Here is an 18,404-nt window from a genome sequence, read left to right as displayed (position 1 = left end):
CCGGCCAGGCCCCGCGTGATGCGTCCCAGGAATGATGTGGACGGGAACCGTCACGCGAGGTCGGACAGCAACACGTCGAGGAGCGTCTCCTCCTCGACGCGGACGCCCCGCTCCAAGAGGGCCTGTTTCAGATCCGGGTCCCAGGGAGCCTCGGTCGGCTGTCCGGCGAGTGGCGGCAAACCGTCAGGGCTTGCGAGCGCTGCGGCTCGGTAGTCGGCAGCCGTGTAGCGCCAGGGCTGCCACGGAACACGGCGCAGCAGGGCCGAGGCGATGCGCAGGCCGCCCCAGTCGAAGTCCCCGTGGTAATGGAGCGTTGCCCCGCCCTCGTGCAGCTGCCGGAGAAGGAGGAGAGCGGCAGCGGACGGCTGTCCCTGGAGACACACCAGTGACACGCAGCGCGGGCCGTACGCTTCGGCCGCCGCGGCGAGTACCGCCGGGTTCTCGCAGATCCGAACGGCCGAGGCGGTCGAGGCGGGCGGCCTGCGGATCAGCTGCCGCAGGGTCAGCACGGACGGCTCGCCCGCGTCGGCCATCCAGTCCAGCGCGGGCGTGCCCCGCAGGTTCAGGGTGAGGACCGTGGAGGACAGCTCGTCGCGCAGCAGGCCCGCCGACGCCCAAGCCTCCCGACGCCATTCGGTACCCGTCCCGTCGGGGAAGCCCGTCAGGGCTCGGATACCCGACAGGGTGATCGTGGCCAAGGGTGCGCCGTCGTCCAGGGCGTGGGCACTGCCGAGCCGCCGGGCCGCGAAGGCGGGGAGTGACACGGGAGGGTCCATGGGCAGCGAGCCGAGGACGACGGCCGTCTGGTCGAGGAGGGCACGTGCTGCGGCGGGAGTGCCTGCGAGGCGCCGTACGAGACCGTCGCCGCGGAGCCGGGCGGCCCAGGCCGCGAGTGCCGGAAAATGGTCCGCGAGGGCGTCGATCGGAGCGTAGGCCTCCTGCCAGGCCAGGTCCTCGGCCTCACGGGCCGGGCCGAGGGCGACGATCGGCCCGGTGAGCGCCTCCAACGCCGGGGCCAGGCCGGCGGGGCTGATACCGCTGCGGCGCAGGACGGCGTCCACCTCGTCGAGCCGGACGCTCAGGGAACGCCCGCTGCCGGGAGAGCGGCCCAGGAGCCGCTCGGCCGACGCCCGCTGGGACGACGTGGGCGCGCTGAGTGACACCGGGCCGGTGAGGGGCTGTTCACGCTCCAGGCGCCGGCGCGCACGGTCGACCAACCATGCGAGGCCGGGATCTCCCAGGAGGCGGCGCAGCCTGGCGTCGTCGACGGGCGCACCGTCAGGGGTCACTTCCACAGCGGCTCCGGTCCGGCCGCTTCCGCCGCTGCGTCCGTGCGATCCGGCGGCCGTACCGGGTCCTCGCGGCGGAGCCGACGTGTGCCGTCCCATTCCCAGCGGGTGACGAGTACCGCCGCCACCTCGTCGATCCGGGACAACTGGGCGATGGCGATGCCGGGGACCTGGGGATAGCAGGCCCATTCGCGCTCGCTGGTCATGACGACGTCCAGGTCGAAGGCCTGGAGGAGACCCAGGCACTTGGCCCGCGAGTCGTCGTCGACGCCCGCGAACGCCTCGTCGAGGGTGACCAGGCGCGGGGCGTGCGGGCTGCCCGCGCTCGCGTAGTGCGACGAGGCCGCGGCGAACAGCGGCACGGAGACGGCGAGGACCCGCTCGCCGCCCGAGGCCGGGCCGGTGGCCGGGACCCAGCGGCCGTGCTGGTGCCGCTCGACCCCGAATTCGTGCCAGGACCGGTAGTCGAGCGCGGCTGTGAGGTATTCGAGCCAGCTGCCGGAGGTGTCGTCGGTCTGCTGCCGGGCGATCTGGGCCTGCAGGAACTCCCCGACGGCAGCACGGTCCTCCGCCGTCCAGGCGTCGGCGGACTGGCGCAGGCGCTCTCGGGCCTGGGCGAGTCCGGAGGGGGCCTTGCGGGAGGCCCGCCAGATGAGCCGCAGTTTCATTCCGGTGGAGGTGGGGCGGTCCTCCAGCTCGGCGTTCATGTCCCGCACCTGACGCTCGGCGGCCCCGATGAGCTCCTGGAGGGTGCCCGCGACCTCGGTGATGAGGTGGGTTTCGAGGATTTCCCGTTCGCGGGCGGACAGGATGCGGGTGAGCTCACCGACTTCGGCGGTGAGCGCCGAGGCGAGTTCGGGGACGGCCCGCTCGCGGCCCTGGTAGACGATGTCGACGACCATGCCGTCCTCCACCATGCGGGCGGAGGCGGTGTGGCCGTGCCGGGACAGTGTGTCCTGGAGGGTCTTGAGTTCCTCGCTCAGGCGGCGCTGTACGCGTTCCCACGCCCCGTCCGAGTCGTCGGCCGACGACAGACCCGCTTCGATGGCACGGGCGAGCGCGATGGCGGGGGTTGCCGCCCAGGGGCCGTCTCCGGCGTCGGGCACCTGGAGGTCGGGCAGGGCGACCGCGATCAGGCCGGTGGTGGTGAACCGTTGTAGCCCCGCGATGGCTTCCGCGCGTGTCTCGGCCGCTTCCGCGAGGTTCTTCCCGAGCCGCTCGATGTGGCCTTCGGCCTTGCTCGCATCCCGGTCGGCCTCGGCGTGACGCTGCCGGGTGGCCTTCTGGTCGGCCTCGCAAGCACGCAGGGCTTCGGCCGTCTCGGTCAGCCGTCGCTGGAGTTCGGCTACGGCCGCGCCGACCGTGGAGCGCAGTGTGGTGTGCCGCTCGTCCGCGGCCGCTGCCTCCCGCCCGGCCTCCTCGGCCCTCAGGGCGAGTTCGGCAGTCCGCTCGCCCGCCTGTCCGGCCTCGGTGCGTTCCTCCTCGGCCTGGCGGGCCGCCTCTCCGCGTTCGCGCAACGCCGGCCAGAGGGCGGCCAGAGCCACGGCGAGGGAGCCGTGCGCCCGGCGAACGGCGGCCAGGCCCTCCCGGTCGGCGGGCAGGCCCAGTTCGGCCGTCGTCTCGGCGAGCTCGGTGACGGCCCGCTCGGCCCGCCCGGCCGCCTCGGTGAGGTCGGCGGCGCGTTCCTCGCGCCGCAGCCGGGTCCTGCGTACCGCCTCGGCGGCGGCGGTCACGTGGGCATGCGCCCGGGTGAGGGGGCTCTCGTCGGGTATCGCGGCCAGCTCACCGTCGAGAACACGGCGACGCGCGGCCACCTCCTCCGCCTGTGCCAGGGCGGCTTCCGACTCCTGCTGGAGCAGGTCGAGTTCCGCACTCAGGGCCGTGATACGGGCCCGCCGGGCTGCCTCTCGTGCGCCCTCACCGACGTATTCGGCGGCGGGCTTGGCCCAGCGGCCGGTGAGCGCACCGACCCGGAATCGCCCGTCGGTCGCCGCCCAGGTGCCTGCCCCGCTGTCCCCTCCCGCGCCGATGGCGGCGAGCAGCCGTTCCACCGTGTCCTCGCCCACCGCCGCGGCCTGCGCGTCGCCATCGTCCATCGCCGGCCGGAGCAGCCCGCCGAGCGAGGGCCCGGCCACCGCCCCGGTCGCCGGGGAGAGGAGTACGTCGTGCCCGTCCGCAGCCAGGGCCGAGCCGTCGGGCAGGATCCAGGCATCGAGCAGCCCGGACGCTTCCAGTGCCGCCTCCAGCCCGGCGCGCTCCCGGTCCGGGAGGCCGTCATCGAAGTCCACCAGCCGCCACAGCGGTGCGCCCGGAAGCTGCTCGCGCAGGCCCGGTGTGCGGGTGGGCGGGGGCTGGGGGGCGCGTCGGCCGCCTGCCTCCAGCGCGGCCAGCTCCGCGCGGACCCGGCCGGTGCGCGCCGTCAGCTCCGCTGTCCGGCGTGAGGCTTCGGCCGCCTGGTCGGCCAGCCGCACCGAGGCTGCGCTGTGGGCGCGCGCCGCGTGTGCGCGGGCCGGGTAGGGCCCGTCGAGGTGCCGCGTCCAGTCCTGGAGCTCGTCGAGCAGGCCCGCCGGGTCGGGACAGGCCAGTTCGGTCCAGGTGCGTGCGTGTTCCCGTACGTCGTCCAGCAGGGCCTGCCCGGCGCGGGCCACGGCCTCCTCCGCCTGGCCGTGCGCCACCGTCGTCTGATCCAGGTCGGCGTCCGCCTCGTCGAGCCGGACCGAAGCCTGGCGCCGCCCCTCGACCGCGTGCTCAGCCTCCGCCAGGAGCCCCTCCGCGTGGGCGAGCACGCGCCGGCCCCGGTCTGTCGACTCCTCGGCCGCGCGCCGCATTTCGGGCTCGGGAAGCCGGTCGTCGACGGGCAGGCCGATCCGCGCGGCGTCGGCCGCCTCCTGCACCTGGCGGAGGGCCTCCTCGGCCAGCCGGCCGGCGGAGTGCAGCCGGTTCTCGGCGGCGCCGAGCCTCCCGAGCGCCCGAGTGTGCAGACCTGCGGCCTGATCCCGGTCGTCGCGGGCCCGGACCAGGGCGTGGGCGGTCCGCTCGACCGCCCTCGCCGCCTGTTCCAGCTCCCGGGCGCTGCGCATCTCGGGGCCCTCGCGCAGGGCGCTGTCCTGGGCCCGCAGGCGCGCCTGGGTCTCTTCCAGAGCGGCGATCCGCTCCTCGGCCTCTGCCCGTGCCTCCTCGGCCCGGGTCTGCTGGGCCTGCGCCTCGGCGAGGTCCCGCTGAAGGTGCTCGTAGCGGGAGTGCTCACCGCGCGGGAGGCGGGCGCGCCTGCGTGTGGCGATACGGGCGTAGCGCCGGTAGTGCTCCAGGAAGGCGGAGGCGGCCCGTTCGGCGGCGGACGCGGCGGCCAGTTCCTCCTTCTCCTCGTCCAGGGAGCGGAAGGCCTCGGCCACATCGGCGATGACCGCCTGATCCATTGGCGGCAGGGCCTCGGTGAGGGCGCGGGAGAGTGCGGCCTCGTTGGGGCGCTTGGACAGCTGCGGCTGGCGGAGCTGGATGAGCAGGTCGACCAGGGCGCCGTAACGCTGCTCGCCGAGTCCGAAGAGGTTCTCGTCGACGGCCCTGCGGTAGGTCTTGGCCTGGTCGTACACCATGCCGTGCCCTGCGACGGCCTCCGCGAGCCGGTCCCGGGACAAGGCCGTGCCGGTGGCGTCCAGCAGACTGAGGGACGCCTCGGCGGATGTCTGCGGGCCGTGGTCGATGCGCTGGCTGGTGAGCGCGTACCAGTGCCGGGCGATGCCCCGCCCGCTGACGGCCTTGAGCCCGCAGAGCAGCGTACGGAACTGCTGTTCGCCGCCGGCCTCGTCGAGCCTGCCGAACTCGATCCAGGTGTAGCCGAGCCGCTCGGAGTGCGGGTGCTCGCCGCCGAGGAGGAGGTTCCACTCCATCCTCTTGCCCGGGTCGCCGTCGGGTTCCACGCGGCGGGAGCCGAGGTCCCCGTCGAGGAGGAACGGCAGGGTCAGCGCGAGCACCTTGGACTTGCCGGTGCCGTTGTTCCCGCGCAGGAGCAGGCGCCCGTCCCGGAAGTGGAATTCCTCCACGTCGTAGTGGAAGAGGTCGACGAGTCCGATGCGCAGGGGCTGCCAGCGGGAGCGCAAGGGGACGGGGAGGCGGGTCACGGCGTGGGGGCCTTTCGCTGCGCGGGCATACGTGCGGTGCCTGGTTCACGGAGTACGGTCGCGCCGACCGCGTACCGGGCGAGGGCGGGACGCGGCGCCACGCCGTGGGCGGTACGGGAGACCAGCCCGAGGGCGGCGAGCCGGGCGACGGCCTGCTCGACGAGTTCGGCTTCCATGCCCGGCTCCCGCGCGGACTTGGCCCAGAATCCGCCGTGCTCGGCGGCGAGTTCCCGGACTCGGAGCGCCAGCCGGTCGGCGGTGACCGGGCCTCCCGCCGCGGCCAAGTGCTCGGCGAGCAGCAGCGTGACATGGCCGTGGGTTCCCTGCTCGGGCATCCGGGCGTCGGTGAGATCGTCGTCCGGGTCGACCATGGCGATGCCCTCGGCCCGTACCTCGGGAACGAGTCCGGTCAGTTCGGTGATGCGGGAGGTGAGGAAGCCTCGCTGCCGGGTGAGGTAGCCGAGTTCGGCGTCGCTCAGCTCGTCGTAGTAGAGCACCGGATCGTCCAGCAGCCTGCGCGTCAGCGAGCGCCGCATCGCGCGGAAGCGCAGCTCGTCGCTGTCCAGGGCGGTATCGGCGACGAGTTCGGTCAGCCGGTCCGCCAGGGTCTCGGCGTGCACGGTGGAGGGGCCGCGGCGGGCGGCGAGCAGGCCCGCCAGCACCCTGCGTTCCACGTCGTAGAGAACATCGCCGGCCCCACTGACGTACGCCTCCTCCTCTCCGGCGACGCGTCGCAGGACTCCGAGGCTGAGCAGGAGCCGTACGACGGCGGCCAGGTCGAGGCGCTCCTCGCGACGGTCCAGGGTGAACTGGATGCCGGCCCGGGCGAGGTGGGGGTCGGCGGCGTCGAGGACGACCTGGTCGGCGAGACGGCCGAGGGCTATCTGCCCCTCGCCGCGTTCGAGGGCGGCCAGTGCCAGGCACAGCAGCACGTAGCGGCGGCGGGTGAAGGGGGCGGCGGCCCGGGTCGCCTCCCGCGCGGGGTGCGTGGGGTCGGTGAGGACGCCGGGGATCTTACGCAGGCGGGCGGCCTCGGCGTCTGCCTGGAGGGTCCAGCCGGTGTTGCGGTCGAACCATTCGCGCAGTTCGGAGGCGTGCCGGCGAACGAGGCGGAACTCGTCGGCGGACCGGCCACGGGCCAGCAGCAGGGGCTGCTTGAGCAGCGCGCGGGCCGCCTTGCGAAGCTCGGCGGCGTGCTGCCCGTCCAGCACCTCTGCGAGCGGAGTGCTCATCGGCCGCCGCCTCCTTCCGTCAGGTCGACGATCTCGATGAGGTGGTCGGGGCCGCGGAAGACACCCCCGGGGGTCCGGATCTCCGCGGTGCCGCCGTCGGCGACCGCGCTGAGCCGGATCTCCATGGAGCCGTCGTTGCTGGTGGCCACGGTATGCCGCATGCCCGGCCGCCAGGTGGCCAGCGCGTCGCCCAGCAGCTGGAGGAACAGCCCGAAGGACACGGGGTCGAGTTCGCCGAGCCCGGAGAGCCGGGTGATCCCGCCGGTGACGAGCCGGGCGCGGGCCGCCGCCGTCTCGGCGGCCTGCTTGGCGGCCACCTCGGCGAGCCTGCGGCGCGGCTCCTCCCGGTCCTCGACCCTGCGGGGCTTGCCACGCCGCTCGTAACTGCCCGTGCGGCGCAGCTGGGGGCTGATCCGCAGCGGCTCCGCCGCCGCCCACGACGTCGCGGCGGGAACCGGCCGGGCCGTACGGGCGGCCAGGGTCTCGGCGTCCACGGTGAGGTGCCGCGCGGGGTAGAGCCCGAAGGCGGCGCGCCAGAGGCGGTGCCGGGAGTCGTCGTCGGGGGCCTCGGCGAACCAGCGGGCGAGGGTACGGAAGTCGGCGGACCGGTCGGAACGCCCGGCCCTGCGCTCGTTCAGCGACCGTACGACGGCCAGGAGCTGCGGAATCGCGCCGAGGGCCCGCCCACGCAGCAGCCGGGCCTGCGACTCCCGCCCTTCCCGGCTGATGAACCACGCGGCGAGCCCGGACCAGCGCCCCGCCCACCGCTCGTACGCCTCCCGCTCGGCGTGCCCCGCCTCCTCCGGCGACGCGTCGGCGGCCTCACGCCGTGCGGCCGCCCGCAGCAGCGGCCCGATGCTCCCGCCCTCTTCCAGTTCCACGATGAGCCGGGCGATGCGCCCGCCGAGGGTGATCAGGTCCTGGATGAACCTCTCCAGGTACTGGATGAGCTGGTCCTTGTAGGCGAGGAAGACCTCTTCCTCGACGTCGTGGAGGTCGATGGTCCGTTGCAGGGACCCCATGAAGGCGCCGGCGTTGTCGGCAAGAGCGGTGAACCGACTCGCCAGCGCATCAAGCGCCAGGTGCGTTTTGGCCTGATCCGGCTGTTCCTCGGCTGCCAGCACGAGCAGGGCCCGCAGCTGGGTGACGATGTCGTGCAGGGCGATGGCCTGCAGGGCGCCGCGCCGCCCGAGCGCCTCGTCGTAGACGCCCAGGGCTTCCTCAGCGGCTTCTCCGGCCCGGGTGAGCTGGTAGATGAACCGCTTCCGGTAGAAGTCCTCGACGGCGGTGACGCGGGCGGTATCGGGATCGGCGCGCAGATTCCCCCAGCCGACGAGACTGTCCAGCGCCTTGACCACGGCATCCAGCTCGGCGGGCCGCACCTCGCCCGGCAGAGCGGCATGCACGTCCTCGGGCCGCAGGTGCACCGCGAACCGCTCCTTGGCGACGACGAACACCCGCATCACATGCCGGTAGAGAGCCGTGTTCTGGACGGTGAGGTGGGCGAAGGGGCCGTACCCGTCCGGTCGGGGCTCCGGGGTGCTGGTGGTGACAGTCATCGCGGGCCATTGTCACGCATCAGCCGTGATCGCAGACAGTGACGAAGCTACTCGGCTGAAAACGACCGCCGGACGGCTCGGGACGATCACGGCCATTGGCCTTTGAACGCTTCGTCAGACGCCGAGAGGGCGCAGAAAACGGCTGGGTTCTCCGTTCCAGGTGATGGTGAGAGCGTCGCGGGCACGCGTCGTCGCGACGAAGAGCAGGGATCGCGCCCGCTGCACCTCACGTTTGTGCCGTGCGCTGTCGGTTCGCTCCCACGCATCGACCGAGGACCGCGGGACGAGTCCCTCGGAGACACCTGCGATGAGCATCCGCCGGTATTCCAGGCCCTTGAACCGGTACATGGTGCCGATGTGCACACCTTCGTCCCGCTTAGGACCGTCGCGGGTGATCTCCGTGGATGCGATGCCACGCTGGGCGAGCCGGTAGGCGACCTGCGTGACCATGTCGTTCGTCGGGACGCAGATCGCTACGGATTCACGGGGGATGTCGTGCCAGGCCTGGAGTTGCTGCACGATGAGATCGAGCTCCTCGTCCCAGCTGGCGGCTCCGCGCAGCTGGGGCCGGACCCCGTGGAGGACCGACCGGTAGCCAGCCAGATCGTCGCCACCGCCGTCGAGATCGTCGTACTCGGTGGCGTCCAGGACGTGGATGGCGGACTTCAGGATCTCTCTCGTCGTGCGGTAGCTGAGCGTCAGCTTGGTCGAGCGGCCACGGATGTTGATGCCCAGGCTGCCGAGGGTGACCTGGTTGTCGTAGATCCTCTGGTGGGTGTCGCCGACGAGGAAGATGTCATCGGGTTCCGAGGGCACCATCGCGCGCAGCATCTTCCAGTGGGCGGCACTGAGATCCTGCGCTTCGTCGACGACGACGTGCCGGTAGCGGTAGCGCAGCCAGGCCCCGGAACCGGATTCGACGTGGAGATTGGGCAGTCCACCGCGGTCGTCCTGTTCCTGCGCCCGCTTGTCGATCTTGGACTTGCGCGTGATCTCCAGCCGGGCCGCCCGTTCGGCGACCTGCCGGTGCGTCTCCAGCCCCTTGACGTCCAGCCTCTGCGTGAAGCGTTCGGCGAGCTGCCAGATCTCCGCCCGGTCGGTCCGCGACACGCTGCGGCCCCGGCCGGCCCGGCGGGCGCGGAAGTACTCGGTGCGCGTGGCCACGGCCTGGCCCAGGATCACCTGGTTCCACTCGTCGCTGAGGAACTCGGCGTCCCACTTGTGCTCGCCGGCTTCCAGCAGGAGTTGGCGCCACTCGCGCAGGGCTTGGGTGTCGTCGATCCGACGCTTGGCGCTGCCCGGATCGGCCTCGCTGACGACGCGGGTGGCCAGTTGGTCAACGTGGACGATGTCCACGCGTGCCAGGGTCTCGGGACCGGCGAGCGAGAGCAGCCGCGCCCTCAGGTCGGCGGCCAGATTCTTGTTGAACGTGGTGAGGAGGACCGGCTTGGTGTGGCCGGGGGGAAGGCTTTCGACCAGGTGCCGGACCCGGTGCAGGGCGACGATCGTCTTGCCCGTCCCGGGCCCGCCGCCGACCCGGGCGGGGCCGGAGTACCTGCGGTGCACGAGCTTCTCCTGCGTGGGATGCAGGAAGACCTTCCACCGCCCGAAGTCGCCTTCGTCCAGGATGCTCTGCAGCGAGTCGTCGTCCGTGATGACCACGGCCTGGGAACGGTCGATCGCCGCCTGCCAGTCACCGGCGTCGAACCGCTCGCTCTCGTCGAGCTCGACCGGTTCGGTGACCTGCGTCCTGACCTCGTCGTACGGGACGCCATCGCGCAGCCGCAGGAGCACCTCGCTGGTGTGGCGCGGGGCGTACTCGGCGAGTCCGAGGAGCTCGTCGTCCGTGGTCAGCTTGCGGATGAGCGGAATGAGCGGCTCGGTGACACCGAGACCGGCCAGCTGTTCATCGCTGTACCGGCCGAACAGGGGCTCTTCGGCGGGTACGGGCGCGGCGGTCGTGGGCGTGGACGCCTGCGGCGTCTCGGGCGCCCGCCGCAGCACGTCGTCCTCGACCACCTGAAGGTCGACGTACTCGATGGCGCCCGTGATTTGGTTGATGCCGTAGGCCAGTCGGTCCAGGTTCTGGTGGACGTGCCCGCGGTGCTTGACCGAGACGAGCAGCCAGTCGTTACCCCCGAGGTGCAGGAGCAGCGCCCGGTACTCGCGGTTGACGCGGGCGGACCACAGCCGGCGGTCGCCCTTCAGTGGCTTGAGGTCGAAACCGCCGGACTCGGGATTCCTGCGGAAGTCGTGCAGGAATTTGTAGACCGCTCCGACGATCGCCCGGTCCAGCCGGACGATCTCCTTGTCCGCCTTGTCCAACAGGCGCAGGGTGGCGCCCGCGGTGGGCGTGGTGCCGGTCATCGGTCGTTCTCCTCGTCGTGGCGCTCGTTCGGCTGTTGATGTGACCCGTCGGGTGAGCCGGCCAAGGCCTGCGCCAGCTCCTCTGCCGTCCAGGCCGTCGCAGGTCGCACCATCCAGCCCGCCTGTGCGTAGGCCCGGTCGCGTTCCAGCGCGTCCTGGTCAGGTGTGCCGTCGGAATCGGGCTGGTGGGCCAGGACGACGCCGATGCGGTGGGCGGGCCAGGCCAGTTCGGCCGGCCAGGCCGCGGCTCCCAGTTCGAATCCGGCCTGCGGAACGGGGACGCCGAGATCGGCCAGCGCCCCGGCGAGCTCCGGCAGTCCAGGGTCGTCGACCAGGTAGGCGATGACCTCGTCCCAGGCCGGATCCCGTACCACCGCTGCGGCGTCGCCGGCCGGTGATTCGCCGCCGACCGTCTCCCCACCGGTCCCGGCCGGCTCATGGGCCCGGCGCTGCGAGGTGAGCCAGCCGGCGCCGCCCGTCACCGCCAGCTCCATCGGTGCAAAGCCGGGCAGTGCGCTTCCGGCCAGCTGTACGCCGTCGCCCTCGCCCTCGTTGAGGAACTGCAACAGGTTCGTCCAGTACAGCCAGGCCTGCCAGCGCCGGCGGTGTGTCTTCTCGTCCGCCTCGATGGTGGCCGGCCGGTCGTCGAGCACGGTCAGTGCCGTCCAGACGGCGGCTGTCTGCCCCTTGCGCAGGTCGAGGGCGATCACCAGTGGGCAGCCGCCGGCGTCCTTGGTGGCCATCACCTGCACGGCGCCCTGGCCGCCGGACAGCCTCCGGCCGCCCAACGCCTCGCCGATCTTCTCCCCGATTCCGGAGCCGTCCGCGAGGGCCCTGCTGGTCGCGGACACCGCGGCGAAACCGGCAAGCGCGCTCTGGGCGCGCCGTCGCCAGAGATCGGCTTCCGGGGTGGTCAGGTAGCCGACCAGCGTCTCCACGGGATTGACCCAGACGAACCGCGTCAGGTCGCGGGTGTCACCGCCGTGCATCCGGCGGTGCACGTCCATGGCCGTCTTCTGCGCCGTGTTCTGGTAGGGCATCCACACCGGGTCGGCGGGCGCCCGGCGCTGTCCCGTCCACGCCTGGACGTCGTCCCAGGTGAGCTGGAAGACCTGCCATCCGAGCTCGGACCGCAGCCTGGTCCGCTTCACCGCGTCATCCGCGATCCGGTTGCACTCCGGGCTCGCATGGTAGCGGTAGCCGTCGAGGTAGACCGCCACCCTCCGCCGCTCGTCGTCGAGGCTGCGGAAGACGACATCCGGTCGCGTGAAGCCGAGATCGGGCTGGGTCTCCATCCGCCAGCCCTCGACCGTGCCGTCGGGTGCGGTGAACCGCAGCGTCGTGTCGTGCTCGCCGTCCGGCGTGATCGCCGTCCGTACGCTGACCTCGTCGGCCTTCTCCGCCCATTCCAGCAGCCCGCGACGGAAGAGCGCTTCCAGTTCGCTCTCCACCTGGTGGACGAGCGTGATGTCCTGAGTAGTGCCGACCGGCTCGGCGCTCCAGGCCTCGCCGGCCTGGCCGAGTAGTTCGCCCAGCATGTCGAGGGCGTGTTCCCGGGACACCAGCTCGTATTCGCTGTCAGCGACGTACCGCAACAGGCAGCGGTGGCACGCCGGCCGGCCCTCGGCCCGGCATACGCAGCTCTCGATGACCTGACGGGCCCGCGTGAGCACCTCGCGCAGGCCGTCACCGCCCGCGAGGCGGTCCAGGTACCCCGTACCGCCGGGAAGGGTGTCGAACAGCACGAGGAAGTGGCGGCGCGTGTCGCCGTCGATGTTGCCCGCGTCAGGCATGGAGTCGGCGACGATCGACAAGTGGTCGGGGTCTCCCCCGTAGCTGCGGGCGATACCGGCCAGCAGGACGGCCTTGAAGGAGGCCAGCCGCTCCTGGGTGTGTGCGGTGACGGCGGGGATGAGGATGCGCAGTGCCTCGGTGCGCAGCTCGTGGGCGAGCAGGATCTTCACGCCCTGCTGCTGCGGATCGCTCTCGGACAGCCCGTCGCGCAGCCGGGGGCACCACGGCCGGTGGTACTTCGAGGCCTTCACGGGGACGAGGGCGTCGTGGTCCGCCACCGGGCCGCCGTCCGGGTCGGCGTAGCCGCAGGACTCGCACACCCAGAAGGGGTTGAGTCGTACGCGGCGCCCGGCGAAGGCGTCGTCGGGCCCGTTCTCGGCCCGGCTCGCTCCCACGTTGAGGTGGCGGATGACCGCCTGCCGGGTGAACTCCCAGCCGAAAGTCGCCTGCTTGTGCTTCCAGGCCTGATCGATCGCGTCCCGCGGGATGTCGACCGCCGGAACGACGGTGTAGTGGCGGCGCTCGCGCTCGTCCGAGTCGTCCCGGACCCGTACGTCGTCACGCTGGTCGCGCGAGTGGACCCGGTGCGGGACCAGTACCCGGTGCAGGCAGCCGACGTCCCCGATGGCGGGCGAGGCGCAGCGCGGGCAGGCGCTGGAGTCCTGCTGTGCCTGGTGCGTGCGCGCGTGCCCGCAGTCGGGGCAGATCCGCCACCACAGCCACGCCGGGCGGCGGGCGCTGCCGATGTCGACGCCGGTGATCCGGTGCTTGTAGCCCTGGACGTAGTAGTGGTTGCCGGGGGCGAAATCCGTCAGGGCGAGGCGCGCAGGCCGCTCGTACCTCAGCACCCGGCTCTCGTATGCGTCGGGCCCGCCTTCGCCCTTCTCGGTCCAGCTGAGGGTGGCCTCCAGCTCGGTCGGCGTGTCGACCAGGCTGTAGTTGGGCAGCAGGCCGAGGTCCACGAGGGCACCGTGCGCGGTGCCGCGGCTGATCTCGGCCGAGCGACGTGTCACCGCTCGCCGTTCGGCGCGCAGTTCGCGTCCCTGCCGCTCGTGCTCGGGGTCGCCGGCGACGAGCAGGCCGTGGGCCTTGTCGATCGCGTCGACCCGGCGCTGCATTTCGCGTCGGCGGCTCTCCCACTGCTCACGGGCCTCGTCGAGCTTCCCCGCGATGCCCGACGTGGCGTAGGTGCGCAGCGCGTCGGCGGCCTGCGGGCTCACGCCCGTCCCGCGTGCCTCGTCGTGGGGCGGGAAGAGCTCCAGGAACTCCTCGACGAGACGCGCTCCTCCGTCCAGAGCGGCCGCCGTGAATTCCGAGAGCCAGGCGCTCTGGCCGAAGAGCTGGGTGGCCTGGTGAGGCAGCGGGAGGACCGGTACCGCCGCACCGCCTCCGGGCAGGGTCAGCCGCCCGGCGGCGGCCAGGTCGAGCAGATGAGCGAGGTACTGGCGGCGCAGGATCTCCACGGCGGACAGGTAGCAGCCCGGCGGCTGGATGTCTCCGGCGATCATCTGCCGCGGGTCGTCGAGGTAGTAACGGTCCCGGGGGCCGCGGTCGACCATGGTGAGCAGGTAGGCGTTGCCCGTGGAGCGGCCGGCCCGGCCGACCCGCTGGGCGTAGTTGGCCGGACCCTTGGGCAGCGAGGCGAGGACGACGGCCGACAGGTCGCCGATGTCGATGCCGAGTTCGAGGGTCGGAGTGCAGGAGAGCACCTGCGGATTGGCGTAGTGGACGTCGATGCCGTCGCGGAAGGCCTTCTCGACGGCCTCGCGCTTGGGCCTGTCGAGGGTGCCGGTGTGCTCGGCGGTGTTGATGGTGAAGACGCCGGCATCCCGGTACATCCGCCGGTAGAAGTCGTCGGTGAAGTCCCTTTGGCGTACGCCGCTTTCGATGTCTCGCCCGGTGCGCAGGTGTCCTCCGCAACGGTAGCGGGGACAGGGCTGGGCGTGCCAGTGGTCGGCGAGCTCCGGGTCGATGGTCTGCTCCCAGGAGCAGACCGGGCAGCGCGCGGTCGCGTCGGCCACGGCGTCGTCGGAGAGCTTGCGGACCTGGATGTGGCCGGGCTGGAGGCCGTAGACGCGTGTGGCACCGTCCTGGGCGGTGCGCGCCGACAGGACGCCGGCCTCGGCAAGCGAAGGCAGCAGGCGCACGAGGAAATCGTTCGCGGCGTCGGGCCGCAGGCCCAGTGCGCGCCGTGTCCAGTCCTGGTACCACCCGAGCCGTCCGGTCAGGACGTCGAAGTCCTCGCTGCCCTGCTTGGGGCTGCCCAGCAGGAAGGACGGAGCCGACACCCCGGGCGGGAAGGCGGGCATGCCGGGTGTGCGTCCGCCCCAGACCGGCCAGCGGCGTACTCCCGCCTGGTCGATCCACGGGTCCAGCCAGGCATGCCGGATCGCGCCCCGGGTGCGCAGGCGCTCCAGGAGCCCTCGTACGTAGCCGACGAACTGGTCCGGGCCGGGCACGGAGCCGTCCGGCAGCGCGATCTCACCGGGGGTGGTGTGCAGCAGTTCCCGTACCAGGTCGGCGACCGCGTCCGGGTCCTCCAGCGGGACATCCGCCGCCACGGTCCGGGTCAGCTCCAAGGTGCGGCCCTGCCGGGATCTGAGGCCGAACTCCATGACGGCCGCGAACGCCAGCCGCTGCGCGATGAGCTCCCACGTGGCCCGCGAGCCGCGGCTGCGCCCCGCGAGCAGGGTGTCGACACCCTTGAAGACGTGCAGGTCCGGCGGGATGACGGCAGCCCGCACGGCACTGCTGTCGACAACGTCGGCGATGAGGTCCGCCGCGAGATCGCTCAGCGCGATGGACTGCTCTTCGTCGATGCGGCTGGCCAGGAGCGAGCGGAAGGAGAAGGTGTACGAGCGGCTGGCGACGTAGCCGGCGCGGTGGGCGGCGTCCTGGACCGAGTCGCTGAACAGGAGCGTCTTGTTCTCCTTGAGGTTCTTGTCCAGTTCCCCGCCGGTGAACAGCTGGGTGATCGAGGCCGCCGCGAGCGCGGCGAGGCCGGTACCGAGGTAGCGGATCGAGTTGAAGGTCCGGCAGGCGGGACACTGATCGCCCTGGGCGGCCCGGTCGCTGCCGAGATCGGTGACCACGAACGCCGCGTTGTGCAGGGCCTTCGCCGGGCGCGGCCCGCCTTCCTCGACAGGCTCCTCGAAATCCTTCTCGGGTGAGAGCGGCCGCAGCCGCCCGCTGACGCCGTCCAGCACCATCACGGTCGGCCCGCCGCGCGGCTTCTCCTGGGCGAAGGCGGCTTCGTGCGCCTGCTGCCCACTGGCCGCGATCATATTGCGGACCCGGCGCTTGTCCCGCCCGACCGAGGCACGCCGGATCTTCGCCGCGTTCAGGTCGAGTTCGGCCGGGTCGGCCTCCGGTGAGAACGCGGCCCAGCCGGACTTCCCGCACTCGCGGCAGAAGACGGCCGGGAGGAACACCTGGGCCGGCGGTGGAGCGCTGTCGTCGGCGGGTGCGGGCGCCTCGTCGTCCGCAGCGCCGCCGCTCTCTCCCGATGTGCGGGCAAGCTTCCCGGCAGAGGTCACCCTTTCGTCGTCCCAGCGGAACTCGGCCCGCGCCCCGCTGATGCCGCGCAGCACCCGTGAGACGGAGCGCACCCAGTGGTGCACCTCGATGGACAGCAGGGGGCGCCGCGGATCTTCGGGGTCGCGGGCGACGGACAGGAGTGCGACGTAGCGGGCGAGCGCCTGGGCGGCCACGGTGGGCTGCCGCTGCGCAGCCATGCCCCAGTGGTAGGCGTACCTCGGCAGGATCTCCATCACTTCGGCGAGGGTCTTCGGGCTGCCGTCGAGGATCTCCAGCACCGCGGCGGTGAGCCGGTGCCGCCGCAGCCGCGCCCCGAGTTCCGCAGGCGAGAGCCCGGCCTCCCCCGTGAAGGCGGAGACGAGCTGGTCCATCGCGTGCGGGTCCCGCGTGGGGTCGCCGAGCGCGACCACGTCGTGCGGAGCGGGGAACGGCAGCGTGAAGTCGGATTCCCCGGCGAACTCCTGGGCAGTGCGCCGGTCCTCGGCGATGACGGCGTCCAGCGTGAAGGGGACCCCGAAGACCTGTTCGGCAACGTCGAGCATGGCAGTGCGCTCAGCGCCGCCGGCTCCGTTCTCGCCGAGGGTGGCCGAGGTCGCGACGGGGCAGACCGGCCCGAGCGGGCGCCCGGGCTCGTTCAGCCCCGCTACCGCCCCGAGGCGCCGCAGCAGCATCGCCACATCCGTGCCCTGGGCGCCGTCGTACGTGTGGAACTCGTCCAGTACCACATAGGCGAGGGCGGAGCCCTGCCACAGCCGGTGGTCCTCGGGCCGCTGGAGCAGCAGGTCCAGCATCTTGTAATTGGTGATCAGGATGTCCGGCCGGGTCCGCCGGATCTCGTCCCGCTCGACCACGATCCGCGGGTTGGCCTGCTTGAACTCCCGCGAGGGCTTGTCGCCCACATACAGGGCGGCCTGTACACCGGCCTCCCTCAGCCGGGCGTCCTTCTCGTCGGCCAGGTAGTCGTTGATGCGGTGCGCCTGGTCGGTGGCGAGCGCGTTCATCGGGTACAGCAGGACGGCTTTCACGCCCTCCCGCCCGGCCGCGCGCTCCCGGCGGCAGTGGTCGAGCAGCGGCACCAAGAAGGACTCTGTCTTGCCGGAGCCGGTACCCGTGGTCACCAGCGTGGGCCGGGCCGGGCCGTGCAGGGTGGAGAGCCGCTCCCATGCCTGCTCCTGGTGCCGGTGCGGGCGGAAACCCCTCGGCCACCACTGAAGGTGCCGCTGCCAGTCGTCGTTCGCCGCCGACCGGAAGGGCGTGCGGATGCGCAGGTACGGCCCGCGGAAGATCCCGTCGTCCGGGTCGCCGAGGAAGCTCTCCAGCGCCCGCCGGGTGCCTTCGTCCGCCAGCGCGTACGTCGTCGCCAGGTACTGGCTCAGACTGCCCCGTACCTGCTCGGCGGCGAGAGTCGGTCGCACCGCGGTCCTCCTTGCTGCTGCGTGCTGTCGTCCCGGTGGCACTGATCGTGGCCGGGCCACACGCCTACGGTATCCGGGGCATCCGCCGCACCCCTAGGCGCGGCGGGTTCTACCTGCGGTTTCGGGGGCCCGCCCGGCGGCTCGGGGCTTCAGGCGATGCCGCGCTTCCGGCCGGCGTACGCCACCCGCACAGTTGCCGCCTCCGGCACCAGCCGGAAATGCAGCCGGCCGGGCTTCGGCAGGAACTCCGAGTGCCAGTCGAAGAGCTGCTGCGTGCCGTCCAGATCGGGGAACCAGCAGAACCGACGGCGCGCTTCGAACTCCTGGCGTACGTACGATCGCCACTGGGGCGCGATGGGGCGAGTGACCGGGTCCCACTCGGCCGCGGCTTCCTCCAGCTCGAAGAGCCGCTCACGCACCGGCTTGACCCACACCTCCGGCAGATCCCGGAGGTCCTGCTCGACACGGGGAAGCCACTGGAGGTGGGGGAAGAACGTCTCGCGCCGCTCCCACAGCTCGGCGCCCCGGCGCACCTGGTCGAGACCGGACCGGCGGATCCCGGCGACCCGGGCCTCGATCCACTTCAGATGCCCGTCGAGGTGGCTTGGGGACGAGGCGTGCCGGATCTCCGCCTCACTGATCTCCGAGGCGCCGCCGTCCTCGGTGAGCTGCTCCCGCTCCAAGGTCAGTCGGTCGGCATCCCACCGGGGATCCACGGGGAGGGAGACTCCCACACCACCCATCAGGTGGGCCGCTCCCAGTCCCTCCACCGGGACGCCCTGGTGGCGGTACTCGACGTCCGCGAAGGACTCCCCTTCGGGAAACACCGTCTTGAACGGGGAGGAGGTCTGCATCTTGAGCATCCGCAACCAGGCGTCACGGTTGCGCGGCTGGCCGTACCACTTGCCGATGGGATGACCGGCGGCGATGTGCACGCTGTTCAGCGGCTCCTTGCTGACCAGCCTGGTGCCCGGCCGGTCGGCCGCTACGACGGTCAGCACGGTCTTCGCCAGCTCCGTCATGGCCCGGTCGGCCCGGGCCGGGTCGCATCCGGTCCCGCATGAGGTGTCGTTCAGGAACAGCAGCGGCACGT

At 72.3% G+C, this 18,404-nt stretch carries 7 protein-coding genes; all 7 read right to left on the bottom strand.

What is annotated here, in order from left to right; all coding sequences use genetic code 11:
* Positions 1-50: 50 nt before the first annotated feature.
* The 7 genes from B4U46_RS26745 to B4U46_RS26715 all read right to left on the bottom strand — a co-directional run bounded on the left by B4U46_RS26745 (position 51) and on the right by B4U46_RS26715 (position 18,402).
* The gene (locus tag B4U46_RS26745) at positions 51-1,289 is read right to left on the bottom strand and encodes a TIGR02679 family protein (protein WP_237293131.1); all 1,239 of its coding nucleotides are present in this window, start codon (positions 1,287-1,289) and stop codon (positions 51-53) included.
* On the bottom strand, positions 1,286-5,407 hold the full coding sequence (locus B4U46_RS26740) for a TIGR02680 family protein (protein ID WP_079430205.1): 4,122 nt from the start codon (positions 5,405-5,407) through the stop codon (positions 1,286-1,288). Before B4U46_RS26740 ends, B4U46_RS26745 begins: the two co-directional genes overlap by 4 nt.
* Positions 5,404-6,639, bottom strand: a complete 1,236-nt coding sequence (locus B4U46_RS26735) for a TIGR02678 family protein (protein WP_079430204.1) — start codon at positions 6,637-6,639, stop codon at positions 5,404-5,406. Before B4U46_RS26735 ends, B4U46_RS26740 begins: the two co-directional genes overlap by 4 nt.
* On the bottom strand, positions 6,636-8,198 hold the full coding sequence (locus B4U46_RS26730; RefSeq protein ID WP_079430203.1) for a TIGR02677 family protein: 1,563 nt from the start codon (positions 8,196-8,198) through the stop codon (positions 6,636-6,638). Before B4U46_RS26730 ends, B4U46_RS26735 begins: the two co-directional genes overlap by 4 nt.
* Before the next feature lie 114 nt (positions 8,199-8,312).
* The gene (locus B4U46_RS26725) at positions 8,313-10,565 is read right to left on the bottom strand and encodes a UvrD-helicase domain-containing protein (protein ID WP_079430202.1); all 2,253 of its coding nucleotides are present in this window, start codon (positions 10,563-10,565) and stop codon (positions 8,313-8,315) included.
* On the bottom strand, positions 10,562-17,311 hold the full coding sequence (locus B4U46_RS26720) for a DEAD/DEAH box helicase (protein ID WP_079430201.1): 6,750 nt from the start codon (positions 17,309-17,311) through the stop codon (positions 10,562-10,564). Before B4U46_RS26720 ends, B4U46_RS26725 begins: the two co-directional genes overlap by 4 nt.
* 149 nt (positions 17,312-17,460) lie before the next feature.
* Positions 17,461-18,402 carry a hypothetical protein gene (locus B4U46_RS26715; RefSeq protein ID WP_079430200.1) on the bottom strand — a complete coding sequence of 314 codons (942 nt, stop codon included), beginning with the start codon at positions 18,400-18,402 and terminating at the stop codon, positions 17,461-17,463.
* Positions 18,403-18,404 lie beyond the last annotated feature (2 nt).

The organism is Streptomyces katrae (genome assembly GCF_002028425.1).
GTDB classification, from domain to species: Bacteria; Actinomycetota; Actinomycetes; order Streptomycetales; family Streptomycetaceae; genus Streptomyces; species Streptomyces katrae_A.
The sequence above is the reverse complement of the archived record's forward strand: the minus strand, read 5'-3'. Positions and strand labels throughout refer to the sequence as shown.

Bases quoted from the DNA above. Each gene is read 5' to 3' on its own strand.
- B4U46_RS26735 (WP_079430204.1), bottom strand. From the start codon at position 6,639: ATGAGCACTCCGCTCGCAGAGGTGCTGGACGGGCAGCACGCCGCCGAG.
- B4U46_RS26730 (WP_079430203.1), bottom strand. From the start codon at position 8,198: ATGACTGTCACCACCAGCACCCCGGAGCCCCGACCGGACGGGTACGGC.
- B4U46_RS26725 (WP_079430202.1), bottom strand. From the start codon at position 10,565: ATGACCGGCACCACGCCCACCGCGGGCGCCACCCTGCGCCTGTTGGAC.